Source organism: Rhodococcus sp. NPDC003383 (assembly GCF_053589115.1).
Genome location: NZ_JBSFRG010000006.1, coordinates 76157 through 90650, shown reverse-complemented (window position 1 = coordinate 90650; position 14494 = coordinate 76157). Strand labels below are relative to the sequence as shown.

Annotated in this window: 15 protein-coding genes and 1 pseudogene; 9 read left to right on the top strand and 7 right to left on the bottom strand. The window is 69.5% G+C overall.

Going from position 1 to position 14494, the window contains the following annotated elements; genetic code table 11:
• Positions 1-3 precede the first annotated feature (3 nt).
• The 3 genes from ACWDTS_RS07895 to ACWDTS_RS07885 form a co-directional block, all read right to left on the bottom strand.
• On the bottom strand, positions 4-1794 hold the full coding sequence (locus tag ACWDTS_RS07895; RefSeq protein WP_450108622.1) for an acetyl/propionyl/methylcrotonyl-CoA carboxylase subunit alpha: 1791 nt from the start codon (positions 1792-1794) through the stop codon (positions 4-6).
• Between the two features lie 186 nt (positions 1795-1980).
• The gene (locus tag ACWDTS_RS07890; protein ID WP_450117910.1) at positions 1981-2394 is read right to left on the bottom strand and encodes a SufE family protein; all 414 of its coding nucleotides are present in this window, start codon (positions 2392-2394) and stop codon (positions 1981-1983) included.
• Complete coding sequence (locus ACWDTS_RS07885) at positions 2391-3284, bottom strand: sulfurtransferase (RefSeq protein WP_248673250.1); 894 nt, start codon at positions 3282-3284, stop codon at positions 2391-2393. Before ACWDTS_RS07885 ends, ACWDTS_RS07890 begins: the two co-directional genes overlap by 4 nt.
• A gap of 63 nt (positions 3285-3347) precedes the next feature.
• Between ACWDTS_RS07885 and ACWDTS_RS07880 the strand changes: the two genes are divergently transcribed.
• A complete protein-coding gene (locus ACWDTS_RS07880) occupies positions 3348-3752 on the top strand; it encodes a group III truncated hemoglobin (RefSeq protein WP_197253091.1) in 405 nt (134 codons plus the stop codon).
• Here the strand turns inward: ACWDTS_RS07880 and ACWDTS_RS07875 are convergent.
• The 3 genes from ACWDTS_RS07875 to ACWDTS_RS07865 are packed head-to-tail and all read right to left on the bottom strand — an operon-like array spanning position 3742 to position 6378.
• Positions 3742-4401, bottom strand: a complete 660-nt coding sequence (locus tag ACWDTS_RS07875; protein ID WP_197253065.1) for a Maf family protein — start codon at positions 4399-4401, stop codon at positions 3742-3744. The two genes, ACWDTS_RS07880 and ACWDTS_RS07875, sit on opposite strands and share 11 nt — an antisense overlap.
• 1 nt (position 4402) lies before the next feature.
• Positions 4403-4741 (bottom strand): acyl-CoA carboxylase subunit epsilon, encoded by a 339-nt coding sequence (locus tag ACWDTS_RS07870; protein WP_197253066.1) that lies wholly within the window; start codon positions 4739-4741, stop codon positions 4403-4405.
• Complete coding sequence (locus ACWDTS_RS07865) at positions 4738-6378, bottom strand: acyl-CoA carboxylase subunit beta (RefSeq protein ID WP_197253067.1); 1641 nt, start codon at positions 6376-6378, stop codon at positions 4738-4740. Before ACWDTS_RS07865 ends, ACWDTS_RS07870 begins: the two co-directional genes overlap by 4 nt.
• 134 nt (positions 6379-6512) lie before the next feature.
• Between ACWDTS_RS07865 and ACWDTS_RS07860 the strand changes: the two genes are divergently transcribed.
• The 4 genes from ACWDTS_RS07860 to ACWDTS_RS07845 are packed head-to-tail and all read left to right on the top strand — an operon-like array spanning position 6513 to position 10042.
• Entirely contained in the window at positions 6513-7379 is an 867-nt protein-coding gene (locus ACWDTS_RS07860; RefSeq protein WP_248673251.1) for a biotin--[acetyl-CoA-carboxylase] ligase, read from the top strand.
• 33 nt (positions 7380-7412) lie between these two features.
• Positions 7413-8009 (top strand): PH domain-containing protein, encoded by a 597-nt coding sequence (locus ACWDTS_RS07855; RefSeq protein ID WP_197253069.1) that lies wholly within the window; start codon positions 7413-7415, stop codon positions 8007-8009.
• Between the two features lie 38 nt (positions 8010-8047).
• Positions 8048-8731 carry a response regulator transcription factor gene (locus ACWDTS_RS07850; protein ID WP_197253070.1) on the top strand — a complete coding sequence of 228 codons (684 nt, stop codon included), beginning with the start codon at positions 8048-8050 and terminating at the stop codon, positions 8729-8731.
• A 12-nt stretch (positions 8732-8743) separates the two neighbouring features.
• Positions 8744-10042 carry a sensor histidine kinase gene (locus ACWDTS_RS07845; RefSeq protein ID WP_248673252.1) on the top strand — a complete coding sequence of 433 codons (1299 nt, stop codon included), beginning with the start codon at positions 8744-8746 and terminating at the stop codon, positions 10040-10042.
• Between the two features lie 60 nt (positions 10043-10102).
• Here the strand turns inward: ACWDTS_RS07845 and ACWDTS_RS07840 are convergent.
• Positions 10103-10582: pseudogene (locus tag ACWDTS_RS07840) on the bottom strand (GtrA family protein); the annotation flags it as partial.
• Positions 10583-10758: 176 nt separating this feature from the next.
• Here ACWDTS_RS07840 and ACWDTS_RS07835 point away from each other — a divergent pair.
• From ACWDTS_RS07835 to ACWDTS_RS07820, 4 genes are read left to right on the top strand one after another with little or no spacing between them, the layout of a single operon-like run.
• Positions 10759-12033 (top strand): 5-(carboxyamino)imidazole ribonucleotide synthase, encoded by a 1275-nt coding sequence (locus tag ACWDTS_RS07835; RefSeq protein WP_307846320.1) that lies wholly within the window; start codon positions 10759-10761, stop codon positions 12031-12033.
• Positions 12026-12538 (top strand): 5-(carboxyamino)imidazole ribonucleotide mutase, encoded by a 513-nt coding sequence (purE, locus tag ACWDTS_RS07830; RefSeq protein WP_197253073.1) that lies wholly within the window; start codon positions 12026-12028, stop codon positions 12536-12538. The genes ACWDTS_RS07835 and purE overlap by 8 nt, the downstream gene beginning before the upstream one ends.
• Positions 12539-12551: 13 nt before the next feature.
• Positions 12552-13730: a sensor histidine kinase gene (locus ACWDTS_RS07825; protein ID WP_197253074.1), complete on the top strand. Its 1179-nt coding sequence runs from the start codon at positions 12552-12554 to the stop codon at positions 13728-13730.
• Positions 13731-13740: 10 nt separating this feature from the next.
• A complete protein-coding gene (locus ACWDTS_RS07820) occupies positions 13741-14463 on the top strand; it encodes a response regulator transcription factor (protein WP_197253075.1) in 723 nt (240 codons plus the stop codon).
• The last annotated feature ends 31 nt before the right edge of the window (positions 14464-14494 follow it).

Genomic DNA, 14494 nt, shown 5'->3' with positions numbered 1-14494 from the left:
ACATCACTTGAGTTCGGCGAGCACCGTTCCCTGAGTGATGGCAGCACCCGGCTCGACGGCCAGGCCGGTCACGACACCGGCCTTGTGCGCGGTGACGGGGTTCTCCATCTTCATGGCCTCGAGGACGGCGATCAGATCGCCCTCGGCGACCTCCTGGCCCTCGGTGACCGCGACCTTGACGACGGTGCCCTGCATCGGCGCGGTCACGGCGTCGCCGGACGCCTTGCCGCCGTGGGCGCCGCCACGCTTGCGGGCCTTCGGCTTCTTGCGGATGGCACCGGCCGCGCCGCCGCCACCGCCGAGCGAGAACTGGCCGGGCAGCGACACCTCGACGCGACGGCCACCGACCTCGACGACGACGTTCTGACGCGGCAGAGCCTCGTCCTCGTCATCGACGGCACCGGCACCCGCGTAGGGCTCGATGGTGTTCTCCCACTCGGTTTCGATCCACTTGGTGTAGACGTCGAACTTCTCGCCGTCGCCGACGAAGGCCGGGTTCTCGACGATGTGCCGGTGGAACGGGATGACCGTGGCGAGGCCGTCGACCTCGAACTCGGCGAGGGCGCGGCGAGCGCGCTGCAGCGCCTGCTCGCGGGTCTCGCCGGTGACGATCAGCTTGGCGAGCATCGAGTCGAACTGGCCGCCGATGACGTCACCCTGCACGACGCCGGAGTCGACGCGCACGCCCGGGCCCGAGGGCTCCTTGTAGACGGCGATCGGGCCGGGGGCGGGGAGGAAGCCGCGACCGGCGTCCTCACCGTTGATGCGGAACTCGAAGGAGTGGCCGCGCGGCGTCGGGTCTTCCTTGATCTCGAGTTCTTCGCCGTTGGCGATGCGGAACTGCTGACGCACCAGGTCGATGCCGGCGGTCTCTTCGGTGACCGGGTGCTCGACCTGCAGGCGGGTGTTGACCTCGAGGAACGACACCGTGTCGCCCTGCACCAGGTACTCGACGGTGCCGGCGCCGTAGTAACCGGCCTCGCGGCAGATGGCCTTGGCGGACTCGTGGATGCGCTTGCGCTGCTCGTCGGTCAGGAACGGCGCGGGCGCCTCCTCGACGAGCTTCTGGAAGCGGCGCTGCAGCGAGCAGTCGCGGGTGCCGGCGACGACGACGTTGCCGTGCTGGTCGGCGATGACCTGCGCCTCGACGTGGCGGGCCTTGTCCAGGTACTGCTCGACGAAGCACTCGCCGCGGCCGAAGGCGGCGATCGCCTCGCGGGTGGCCGACTCGAACAGCTCGGGGATCTCCTCGATGGTCTGCGCGACCTTCATGCCGCGACCGCCGCCACCGAAGGCCGCCTTGATCGCGACCGGCACGCCGTACTGCTTGGCGAACTCGACGACCTCGTCGGCGTTCTTGACCGGGTCCTTGGTGCCCGCGGCCATCGGCGCGTTGGCGCGCTCGGCGATGTGGCGGGCGGTGACCTTGTCGCCGAGGTCGCGGATGGACTGCGGCGAGGGGCCGATCCAGATCAGGCCGGCGTCGATCACGGCCTGGGCGAAGTCGGCGTTCTCGGACAGGAAGCCGTAGCCGGGGTGGATCGCGTCGGCGCCGGACTTCTTCGCGGCGTCGAGGATCTTGTCGAAGACCAGGTAGGACTCGGCCGACGTCTGGCCGCCGAGCGCGAACGCCTCGTCGGCGAGCTTCACGAACTGCGCATCCGCGTCGGGCTCGGCGTAGACGGCTACGCTGCCGTAACCGGCGTCCTTGGCAGCTCGGATGACCCGCACAGCGATCTCGCCGCGGTTGGCGACGAGCACTTTCGTGATGTGCGCGCTGGCATGACTGGGCACGGAGCCTCCTGTTGATCGATCGTTAGGTTATTGCCGTCACGGAGAGTGTAGGCGTCAATCCGATAGACGATGTAACCGGATAGCCCCTACACACTACGAGCAAGATCGAACCCCGCAACGTTACCGGCCGGTAGCCGAGACTGCACAGCCGCCCCCCGCGAGGTCGGGACAGCGCCTCCGACGAGGTCAGGCCCGAAGATGCCGCTTGATCCGGGCGAGCATTGCGCTCATGCCGCGCAGCCGCAGCGGACTCACCACATCCGCCAGTCCGAGCGCCGAGTAGAAGTCGTCCGGCACATCGAGGATCTCCTGTGCGCTGAGCCCGTCGAGACCCTGATGCAGGATCGATGCGAACCCCCGCGTGGTCGGCGCCTCCGGCGGAGCACTGAAATGCAGCCGCACCCGATCACGCTCCGACGAATCGACGGACAGGAACAACGGCGACTGGCACTCGGGCACCGGTTCCATCGCGGCTTCCTCGACTTCGGCCGGGAGGGGCGGAAGCTCCCGGCTGAACTCGAGGAGCAGCTGCAGCTTGTCCTGACCGGTGACGGCGGCGAAGTCGTCGACGATCTCGGCGAGCGCGGAGGGCAGGCTCATCGGGCGGGCGCTTCCCCGGGTTCTTCGCCCTTGACGATCGGCACGCGCACCGCGTTGCCCCACTCCGTCCACGAACCGTCGTAGTTGCGGACGTTCTGGTAGCCGAGCAGGTGTGTGAGCACGAACCACGTGTGGCTGGACCGCTCACCGATGCGGCAGTAGGCGATCACATCCGCGTCGCGGGAGATGTCCGCGTAGATCTCGTCGAGTTCGGCGCGGGAACGGAACCGGCCGTCCGGCGCCGCGGCCTTCGCCCACGGGATGGACACCGCGGTGGGGATGTGGCCGCCGCGCAGGGCACCTTCCTCCGGGTAGTCCGGCATGTGGGTGCGCTCGCCGGTGTACTCCTGCGGCGAGCGCACGTCCACCAGCGGAGACGTGCCGAGGGATGCGAGCACCTCGTCCTTGAAGGCCCGGATCGGGGCGTCGTTGCGCGCAACCACCGGGTATCCGGTCGTGGTGGTGGACGGGACGTCGAAGGTTGTGTCGCGGTTCTCGGAGATCCACGCGTCGCGGCCGCCGTCGAGCAGGCGCACGTCCTCGTGGCCGAACAGCGTGAAGACCCACAGCGCGTAGGCGGCCCACCAGTTCGACTTGTCGCCGTAGATCACGACGGTGTCGGTGCGGCGAATGCCCTTGCGGTTCATCAGGTCGGCGAACGCGGCACCGTCGATGTAGTCGCGGGTGACCGGGTCGTTCAGGTCCAGATGCCAGTCGATCTTCACGGCGCCGGGAATGTGGCCGACGTCGTAGAGCAGCACGTCCTCGTCGGATTCGACGACCTTCACCTCGGGATGTCCGAGGTGGGCGGACAGCCATTCCGTCGACACCAGGCGAGTGGGGTCGGCGTATGCGGCGAATGAGGGATTGGCGTCGGGCTCGACGGGCACAGAGGGCTCCTGAGGCAGTGGTGGCAGGTGCGCCGTCAATACTAGGCGGTAGGTTCGGTGGATGTGATTTCCAGTGGCGCCCCGGTCTTCGACGTGTCCGATCGCGCCGACATCGACCGGCTCGTCCGCAGGTTCTACGAACGCGCCCTCACCGATCCGACGCTCGCGCCGGTGTTCGAGGTGCTCGCGATCGTCGGTCTCGACGAGCATCTGCTCGTCGTCGGTGACTTCTGGGAACAGATCCTCTTCCGCACCACGCGGTACGAGGGCAACTTCCTGCCGGTGCACCGGGCACTGCACGCGCACCACGGCCTCACCCCGGCACGGTTCGAACGGTGGCTCGAACTGTGGGTCGGGACGGTCGACGAGCTGTTCGCAGGAGTTCACGCCGAGCGGGCCAAGAGCAAGGCCGAGGCGATGGCGCGGTCGTTGGAACGCGGGGTCCGGCGGCCCTTCGCTAGCGGGTGACGGTTCCCGTCGACTTCGCGGACGTGGACCAGAGGTCGGCGACGGAAACTCCGACCTCGCCGAGGAGCCGCCGAACGAGCGGCAGACCGATGCCGATGACCGACGACGGGTCGCCTTCGAGACGCTCGATGAACCAGCCACCGAGGCTGTCGAGGGTGAAGGCACCCGCGACCTGGAGGGGTTCGCCGCTCGCGAGGTAGGCCTCGAGTTCGTCGTCGGTGGGGGTGCCGAAATAGACGGTCGTGCCGCTGTGCGCGGAGGCTTCCGCGACGATCTCACCGTCGCGGACCCGCAGCAGGCTGTGCCCGGTGAGCAGGTCGGCGCTGCGGCCGGCCATCGAGCGCCAGCGGGCCCGCGCGACCTCGGCGGTGCCGGGCTTGCCCTGCAACCGTCCGTCGACGTGCAGCATCGAATCGCACCCGACGACCACTGCGTCGTCCACGCCGTCACCGCTCAGCCGGGGCACCACGTCGGCGGCCTTGGCGCGGGCGAGTTCGGTGACCACGACCTCGGGCGCGGTGTCGGGGCCGAGCGACGCGACGATCGCGTCCTCGTCGACCCCCGACACCAGCACGAGCGGTTCCACGCCGGCGGCGCGCAGCACGGACAGCCGTGCCGGCGACGCCGACGCGAGCACCAATCGGGTCATCTCAGCCGAGGTTCGGGTACGAATACGGCGAGAACGGCGCCCACTGGCGATGCATCCGGGTCGGGTCGCCCCACGTCTCCGCGGGACGGCCGTCGCCTTCGGATTCGGCGCCCGAGGAAGCCGCGGCGAGCACGCACACGAGCGCGGCGATGTCCTCGTCGGTCGGGTTGCCCTTCACGATGCGCAGGGCAGCCGCGGTCTCGACTACCGCCTCGGCAGTCACGGGCTCCGGTGCCGAGTTCTCACCGGCAGCTTCGACCACGACGTCCTCGAGAGGGGCGTCGGATGCTTCGGTCGAGTCGATGTCGGTGATGATCTTTTCCTCCGTCACGGCGGTCACAGCGGAATGTTCCCATGCTTCTTCGGCGGAAGCGAAACCATCTTGCGCTCGAGCAGTCGCAATGCGGACACGATCTGGCCGCGGGTGTGCGACGGCGGGATGACCGCGTCGACGTATCCGCGCTCGGCCGCGACGTACGGGTTCACCAGGGTGTCCTCGTACTCGTTCTGCAGTTCGAGGCGCAGCGCATCGACGTCCTCGCCGTTCTTGGCGGCTTCGAGAAGGCGCTTGCGGTAGACGAAGCCGACGGCGCCGGAGGCACCCATGACGGCGATCTGCGCGGTCGGCCACGCCAGGTTCACGTCGGCACCCATGTGCTTGGAACCCATGACGTCGTACGCGCCGCCGTAGGCCTTGCGGGTGATGACGGTGATCTTGCCGACGGTGGCCTCACCGTACGCGTACAGCAGCTTGGCGCCGCGGCGGATGATGCCGTTGTATTCCTGCTCGGTACCCGGCAGGAAGCCCGGGACGTCGACCAGGGTGATGATCGGCACGTTGAACGCGTCGCAGGTCCGCACGAACCGGGCCGCCTTCTCGGAGGCGTCGATGTCGAGGCAGCCGGCGAACTGGGTGGGCTGGTTCGCGACGATGCCGACGCTGCGGCCGTCGATGCGGCCGAAACCGACGATGACGTTGGCGGCGCGCTCGGCCTGCACCTCGAGGAACTCGTCGTCGTCGAGCAGCCGACGAATGATCTCGTGCATGTCGTACGGCTGGTTCGCCGAGTCCGGGATGATCGTGTCGAGCTCGAGGTCCTCGTCGGTGAGCGAGTCCTCGATGGACCCGAGGATCGGGTCGGTCGGGGCCAGGCGCGGAGCCGCGGCCTGGTTGTTCGACGGCAGGTAGGACAGCAGGTCCTTGACGTAGTCGAGGGCGTCCTGTTCGCCGTCGGCGACGTAGTGCGCGACACCCGACTTGACCATGTGGGTGTGCGCGCCGCCGAGGTCCTCCATGGTGACGTCCTCGCCGGTGACGGTCTTGATGACGTCGGGACCGGTGACGAACATCTGGCTGGTCTGGTCGACCATCACCACGAAGTCGGTCAGGGCGGGGGAGTACACGTGACCACCGGCGGCGGGGCCCATGATCAGCGAGATCTGCGGGATCACGCCGGAGGCCTGCACGTTGCGGTGGAAGATCTCGCCGTACAGGCCGAGCGAGACGACGCCTTCCTGGATGCGGGCGCCGGCGCCCTCGTTGATGCCGATCAGCGGACGGCCCGTGCGCAGGGCCAGGTCCATGACCTTGACGATCTTCTCGCCGTAGACCTCACCGAGGCTGCCGCCGAAGACCGTCGCGTCCTGGGAGAACACGCACACATCGCGACCGTCGATGGTGCCGTAGCCGGTGACGACACCGTCGCCGACGGGACGGTTGTCGGCCAGGCCGAAGTTGGTGCTGCGGTGCCGTGCGAGGGCGTCGAGTTCGACGAACGAGCCCTCGTCGAGCAGAGCGTGGATACGCTCGCGGGCGGTGAGCTTGCCCTTCGCGTGGACCTTCTCGATGGCAGCCTCACCGCTCGGGGCGTGGGCCTGGGCCTGACGATTGCGCAGGTCTGCCAGCTTGCCGGCGGTGGTGTGGATATCGGGCGTACTCGCCGCCTCGGGCGCGGACGGCTCCTGGACAGTGGTCATGGCCAGTCAGCTTAGCGAGCGTCATACTAGGGCTCCGAATCGACTCCCAGTTGTGTTGAATCATTGAACTGAAGCTACCGGCCAGTACGTTTTCGCAGCACCGGCGCGGCGCCATCCGGCCCTAGGCTGTGAGCATGTCCCCGGACCCGCAATCCCCTCGTCCCGCCTCGACAGATCCGGCCGCGCTGCGCGCCCCGCTCGACGTCGAGCACCTGCGCGACGCCCTGGTCGCGGCCACCGGACCCGCCGCGTTCTACCGGCGGCTCGACGTCGTCGAGGAAACCGGATCGACCAACGCCGATCTGCTCGCCGTCGCAGGTGAAGGCGACGCGCCGCGCGCGCTGCTCGCCGAATTCCAGTCCGGCGGCCGCGGACGGCACTCGCGCCGGTTCGAGGGCACTCCGAACGCGCAGGTGATCGCCTCCGTACTCGTCACCCTGCCCGGGGTGGACCTCGCCGACCTCGGCTGGCTGCCGCTGCTCGCCGGAATCGCGACCGTCGACACCGTCCGTTCGGTCACCGGCGTGCCCGCCGAACTGAAATGGCCCAACGACGTGCTCGTCGACGGCCGCAAGGTCGCCGGAATCCTCGTCGAGATCGCCGCGACCGCACCCGTCCCCGCGGTCGTCGTCGGCATCGGCCTCAACGTCTCGCTGGCCGAGGACGAACTGCCGGTGCCGACCGCGACGTCGCTGATGCTGGCGGGAGCCACCGACCTCGACCGCACCCGCCTCGCGCAGGTGCTGCTGACCAACCTGGCCGAGCGGATGCGTCGGTGGCACGACCACGACTGGGACACCGCGGCACTCGCCGACGCCTACCGCGAACGGTGCAGCACCGTCGGACAGCGGGTGCGGGCGGTCCTGCCCGGCGACACCGAACTGCACGGCGTCGCCGTCGACATCGACGAGCAGGGTCGGATCGTCGTCCGTCCCGACCGCGACGGCGACCCGGTGGCGATCGCCGCGGGCGACATCACCCATCTGCGACCCGTGGGCTGACCTCCGGTCGCGCGACGTGCGATCCTCGGCGGCATGGGCTACCCCGAGGACGCACTCGCCGTCGACGAAGAGCTGCTGCTGCACCGGCATCCGCATTGGAAGATGCTCATCGTCCCCACCGCGATCTTCCTGCTGACAACCGCGGTCGCGGGCTTCCTGCTCGGTGTCGCCGGTACGCGTCTCGAAGGCGCCGCGGCCGGTGTCCTGACCGTCGCGGTCCTGGTGTTGTGGGTCGTTCTCGTCGGCTGGCGTTGTGTCGCGCCCCTCGTGCGGTGGCTCACGACGCACTTCATCGTCACCGACCGGCGGGTCCTCGTGCGGCAGGGCGTGATCACCCACACCGGCATCGACATTCCGATGGGTCGCATCAGCAACGTGCAGTTCCGGCACGGCATCGTGGACCGCATGCTGCGTACCGGCACCCTGGTGATCGTCTCCGCGGCCGACGATCCGCTCGAATTCGACGACATCCCCGACGTGCAGACCGTGCACACGCTGCTCTACCGGCAGGCGTTCGACAGCAGCGCCGACAGGGGCGGTTACGGGACCGGCGAGTACCGCGACGATCGGGGCGGTGACGACCGGGGACGTGACGACTCGGGTGGGGGCACCGGCCGCAAAGCGTGGTAATTCGGACAGCGCCCCCGGCGGATCCGTACCCTGGTTCCGTGACCGCTGTCCTGCTCGCCGAAGACGACGAAGCCATCGCCGCGCCCCTCTCGCGAGCCCTCGGTCGCGAGGGGTACGAGGTGACGATCGCCCAGGAAGGCCCCGCCGCACTGGAAGAGGCCCTGTCCGGCCGGTACGAGCTGCTGATCCTCGACCTCGGACTGCCCGGTATGGACGGTCTCGAGGTGTGCCGGCAGATCCGGACCAACCGCTCCGACCTGGCCGTACTCATGCTCACCGCTCGCACCGACGAGGTCGATTTCGTCGTCGGTCTCGACGCGGGCGCCGACGACTACGTCGGCAAACCGTTCCGCCTCGCCGAACTGATGGCGCGTGTGCGGGCGTTGCTGCGCCGCCGGGGCGGCGGTGACACCGACGACGTGGTCGAGGTCGCCGGGATCCGGCTCGAACGCGCCGCGCGGCGCGTGCTCGTCGACGGTTCCGAGGTCGTCCTCGCCAACAAGGAGTACGAGCTGCTGCGGGTGTTGCTCGAACACGCCGGGCAGGTCGTCTCGCGGGACGCGATCCTCCAGGAGGTGTGGGGAGACGTCGACCTGCGTGGTTCCAAGACTCTGGACATGCACATGTCGTGGCTGCGCCGGAAGATCGGCGACGAGGGGCCGGCCGGGGAACGCCGCATCGCGACCGTCCGCGGTGTCGGTTTCCGAGTGAACACCGACTAGCCGGGGCCGCTCGTGCGTCGTCGCATTCTCATCGCGGTTCTCGCCGTGGTGCTGCTCGTCGCGCTGTTGCTCGGCCTTCCGCTCGCCTACACCGCGTACCTGTTCGTCGAGGACACCATGCGCCGGGATCTGCAGGGACGGCTGGAGCTGATGGCCTCCGAGATCATCGCCCAGGAAGGCGCGGAGGGGGTGATCGCCGGCGGCCTCGACACGAGTTCGATGCGTCTGCTCGTGCCCGACGGCGGCCGCCTGGTGATCGTCTATCCGACCCCGGAGGACGCCGCTGCCCGTCTCGACATCGGCGCTCCGGCAGTCTCGGCGCCGATCCTGGAGTCCCTGTCGCTGGGCACATCCGGGTCGTTGCGGCTGGAGGCGCCGTCGGCGGGCGTGCGCACCGTGCAACGGCAGGTCCTGGCGGCCGTGGCCACGATCGTCTTGTTGACCGTGGTAGCCGGCGCGATCGTCGCCGTCGTCACCGCGCGGCGCCTGTCCGATCCGCTGCGCGACGTCGCCGCACGCGCGGCGCGACTGACCCAGGGCGACTTCCGGCCGGATCCGCGACGGCACCGTATCCCGGAGCTCGATCGGGTTTCCGACGTGCTCGATGCCGCCGCGGTGGAGATCGCGGGGCGCCTGCAGCGCGAGCACATGCTCGTCGGTGACGTGTCGCACCAGCTGCGTTCGCGGTTGACCGCGGTGCGGTTGCGGCTCGACGAACTGTCCACGCACTCCGATCCTGCGGTCGTGGAGGAAGCCGAGGCCGCCATGGCCCAGGTGGACCGGCTCACCGCCGCGATCGACGATCTGGTGCGACAGTCCCGCGACAGCGGCTCCGCCCTGCGCACCGAGGTGTCGGTGGTGGGGGAGATGTCGGGGGTCATCGCGGATTGGCGCGGACCGTTCCGGGAGGCCGGACGCGATCTGGTGTTGCGGGGCAACCCGGCGTTGCGCTCGACCGTGACCGGCTCGCGCCTGCGTGAGGCCGTGGCCGTGCTGGTCGACAACGCGCTGGTCCACGGCGGCGGGACCTGCACGGTCTCGGTGCGGCGGGCGGGCGACGACACGGTGTGTGTGGAAGTGACCGACGAGGGGGAGGGTGTCAGCGACGAACTCGCCCCGCACATCTTCGATCGCGGGTTCTCCGGTAGCGGATCGACGGGGGTGGGGCTGGCGCTCGCCCGCGCGCTGGTCTCCGCCGACGGCGGCCGGCTCGAACTGCAACGGCGGAGGCCGGCGCTGTTCGCGTTGTTCCTCGGCACGTCCCGGGACCGCGGGCACGGGACCTCGGATGCGAGTCGGGAGCCTCGCTGAACCGGTGTGCCGGCAGCAGCGGGTGGGTCAGCGTCCGATCTGTTCCTCGGCGAGCTCGCCGAGTTCGGCGTCGGGGCCGGTTTCCTCGGGGAAGACGAACCGCTTGAAGCAGTAGAAGCGGAACGCCATCTGCAGCAGGTTCCCGATGATGTAGGCGCTGATGAAGTCGGCGATGTTCTCGACCGTCAGGCTCACCTCGGGTACCCGCAGCCCGAACACGTAGCTCGAGATCCACAGCGGGATGAAGCTGAGTACGACACCGATGCCGCTGACGAAGAAGAACAGGAACGCCTCGTGGGCACGTTCACGGCCACCGCGGTTCTTGAACGACCATTCGCGGTTGAAGATGTAGGAGCAGATCACCGCGATGATGCCGGCGATGATCTTGGCCGTCACCGGCTTCTCCTCCAGCACTGTCAGCTTGAGGGTGTAGAAGATGCCCGAGTCGATGACGAAGGTCGTGCCGCCGACGATGGCGAACTTGACCAGCTCGCTGTGCCGCAGGAGCAGGCCTCGCAGCGGCTGGGGAACGCGGTTCATGGCGACATCGACGAAAGACACTCGGACAAGTCTACGAAACCGGATCGCAGACTTTCGCATCCGGATGAAATTTTCAGTATTAGCACAGGAATGTGTCGGGCGCCTCACACGCTGTGACAGCGTGCACGCGCACGGTGCAGCAGTGCCGGTCTTCCGATGTGACACCATGGACAGTCGTGACCGGTAGACCTGATTCGCCCCCCAGATCCGACACCCCCCGCGCGCTGACCGGCGGAATGCCCGTCGTGACGATGATCGGCGGCGGCCAGCTCGCCCGGATGACCCATCAGGCCGCGATCGCCCTCGGCCAGACCCTGCGGGTCCTGGCGGGCAGCGCGGACGAACCCGCCGCCCGCGTCAGCCCCGACGTGGTGCTCGGCAGCCACAACGATCTCGAGGCACTGCGCAGCGCCGCGATCGGCGCACACGCCCTGACCTTCGACCACGAGGGCGTTCCCACCGAGCACCTGAAGGTGCTGCAGGCCGAGGGCGTCAACGTGCTCCCGCCGCCGCAGGCCCTGATCTACGCGCAGGACAAGATCGCCATGCGTGAGCGGCTCGGTGACCTGGGCGTCCCGATGCCGAAGTTCGCGGTCATCCGGTCCGTCGCCGATGCGAAGGCCGCGCGCGAGAAGCTGGGCTGGCCCTATGTGCTCAAGGCTGCCCGCGGCGGGTACGACGGCCGTGGCGTGTGGATCCTCGACGATCAGCAGGAACTCGAGGCCGTCGTCGAGGATCGGCTCGCCGCCGGGGTGCCGTTGCTGGCCGAGGAGAAGGTGTCGTGGCGCCGCGAGCTGTCCGCGATGGTCGCCCGGTCCCCGTTCGGGCAGGGCGCGTCGTGGCCGGTCGTCGAGACGGTGCAGCGCGACGGGCAGTGCGCGGTCGTCATCGCACCCGCCCCGGACCTGCCGGAGGACGTGGAGACGGCGGCCGAGCAGCTCGCGTTGCGCATCGCCGGGGAACTCGGCGTCGTGGGCGTGATGGCCGTCGAACTGTTCGAGACGGAGGGCGGCGAACTCGTCGTCAACGAACTGGCGATGCGTCCGCACAACTCGGGCCACTGGGGTATGGACGGTGCCCGCACCGGACAGTTCGAGCAGCACCTGCGCGCGGTCCTGGACTATCCGCTCGGCGACACCACGCCGCTCGCCCCGGTCACGGTGATGGCGAACGTGCTCGGCGCGCCAGAGGCGCCGGAGATGAGCATGGACGAGCGCCTGCACCATCTGTTCGCGCGGATGCCCGACGTGCGTGTGCACCTGTACGGCAAGGGTGAACGCAAGGACCGCAAGATCGGGCACGTCAACGTGCTCGGCGACCCGTCCGGATCCATCACCGATCCGCAGTACGTGGCGGCGGTCCGCGAGCGTGCCGAACGGGCCGCGCACTGGCTCTCGCACGGCGTATGGACCGACGGTTGGAACGAACACACGGGAGAGCAGGGTGAGTGACGTGGCGCAGGGCGCACAGGTCGGCCTGATCATGGGCAGCGACTCGGATTGGCCGACGATGGAGGCCGCAGCGGAGGCGCTGGCCGAGTTCGGGATCCGATTCGAGGTCGGGGTCGTCTCGGCGCACCGCACCCCGCAGCGCATGCTCGACTACGCGAAGTCGGCGGCCGGTCGCGGCATCAAGGTGATCATCGCGGGTGCCGGTGGCGCCGCGCACCTGCCGGGCATGGTGGCCTCCGCGACGGCGCTGCCCGTGATCGGTGTCCCTGTGCCGCTCAAGTACCTCGACGGCATGGATTCGCTGCTGTCGATCGTGCAGATGCCCGCCGGTGTTCCCGTCGCGACCGTGTCGATCGGCGGAGCCCGCAACGCCGGCCTGCTCGCCGCCCGCATCCTCGGCGCCTCCGATCCGGCGCTGCGTGAGCAGATGGAACGCTTCCAGGCCGGCCTCGAGCAGATGGTGCTCGAGAAGGACGACGCGCTGCGGCAGAAGCTGCTCGGCTGAACCCGGCGGTTCCGTGCAGACGACCCCGTTGATCGAGCGATGGAGCCGGTGGAGCCGTGCCCACGTCGCGACGATCGACGGGGTCGTCGCCGTCCTGCTGGCGATGGCCGGCGTCGCCGGAGCGGTGACCGGGCACGAGGGTGCGCGCGGGGTGCTGGTGGCGCTCGCGCTGACCGGTCCGCTGGCGTGGCGGCGCACCCGACCGGTGTTGTCCGGGGGGCTGGTCGCGGCGGCGGCGTACGCGCACCTGCTGGTGCTGCCGCAGATGTCCGTGATCGTCCCGATCGCTGTGCCGGCCTCGGTGTACGCGCTCGCCGCCTACGCGCCGCGCTGGGCCGCGAACGGTGCGCTCGCCGCGGCGGCGATCGGCGGTGCGGCGGCCGGGGTGAAGTACATGGGGCAGTACGAGGGCCGCACCCTCTTCGAGACGGTCGCGGCGGCGGTGTTCGTCGCGGTGCTCCTCGCCGGCATCTGGGCGTTCGGCCGGATGCGGGGACTGCGGCTGCGCGAGATGGAGTCGCTGACCGAACGCAACCGTCTGCTCGAACTCGACCGGCTCAAGGAGGCGGAACTGGCGGCCACCCAGGAACGCACCCGCATCGCGCGGGAGATGCACGACATCGTCGCGCACTCGCTCACCGCGATGATCGCGCAGGCCGACGGCGGCCGGTACGCGGCCGCAGCCGATCCCGAGGCGGCGGCCGGTGCGCTCACCACGATCGCCGAAACCGGGCGCCGCGCCCTGTCCGACATGCGGTCGCTGCTGTCGGTGCTGCGCGAGGACACGCCCCGCGAGTTCACAGCGACCCCCGGTCTCGACGACCTCGACGCGCTCGTCGGTCAGATGCGCGGTAGCGGCCTGGACGTGACGTACACCGTCGCCGGGCAGGCCCGCGACCTTCCGGTCGGAACGCAGTTGTCGGTCTACCGGATCGTGCAGGAGTCGCTGACGAACGTGCTCAAGCATGCAGGGCCCCACGCGCACGCCGACGTCAGGCTGGACTGGCGGCCGGACGTGCTGGTCGTGGAGGTCGTCGACGACGGGCGTGGTGCCGCCGCCCTCGTGCAGTCGCCGCCCGGTGGGCAGGGTCTGACCGGGGTCGAGGAACGCGCCCGCCTACACGGTGGACGTGCCGTCGCGGGACCACGCGACGGGGGTGGCTATCGTGTGCGCGCCGAGCTCCCCGCATAGGGTGGCAGCGATGACCGAACCCGCCGCACCGACCGAACCCACCGCACCCATCCGCGTCGCACTCGTCGACGACCAGCAGCTCGTTCGCGCCGGCCTGCGCATGGTGCTCGAATCCCAGCCGGACATCGTCGTCGTCGCCGAAGCGTCCGACGGCGCGGCCGCGCTGATCGAACTCGGGCGCGTCCGCGCGGACGTCGTGCTCATGGATGTGCAGATGCCGCGGGTCGACGGGATCTCGGCGACCCGCACCCTGCTCGCCGACCCCGAGGCACCGAAGGTGGTGGTGCTCACCACCTTCGACAACGACGACTACGTCGTTCAGGCCATCGCGGCCGGTGCGAGCGGATTCCTGCTCAAGGATGCGCCGCCGGAGGATCTGCTCGACGCGGTGCGCACCGTGCATCGCGGTGACGCGGTCATGGCCCCGCGCGCGACCCGGCGTCTGCTCCGGCACGTGTCGCCCATGCTCGAACAGACCGCCGCGACGAAGGACACGTACGTGGACCTTCCGGACGATCTCACCCCGCGCGAGGTCGAGGTGCTCACCGCGATGGCCCACGGTTTGAGCAACGGCGAGATCGCGGAACGGTTCGTGTTGTCCGCGGCGACCGTCAAGACCCATGTCGGCCGGGTGCTCGCCAAGACCGGTTCGCGTGACCGGGTGCAGGCCGTGCTGTTCGCCTTCCGCGCGGGGCTGGTGCGTCCGGACGAGCTGCTGCACACCGCGCAGTAGGACCCCGGTATCGCCGGTGGCAGCGGCGCGT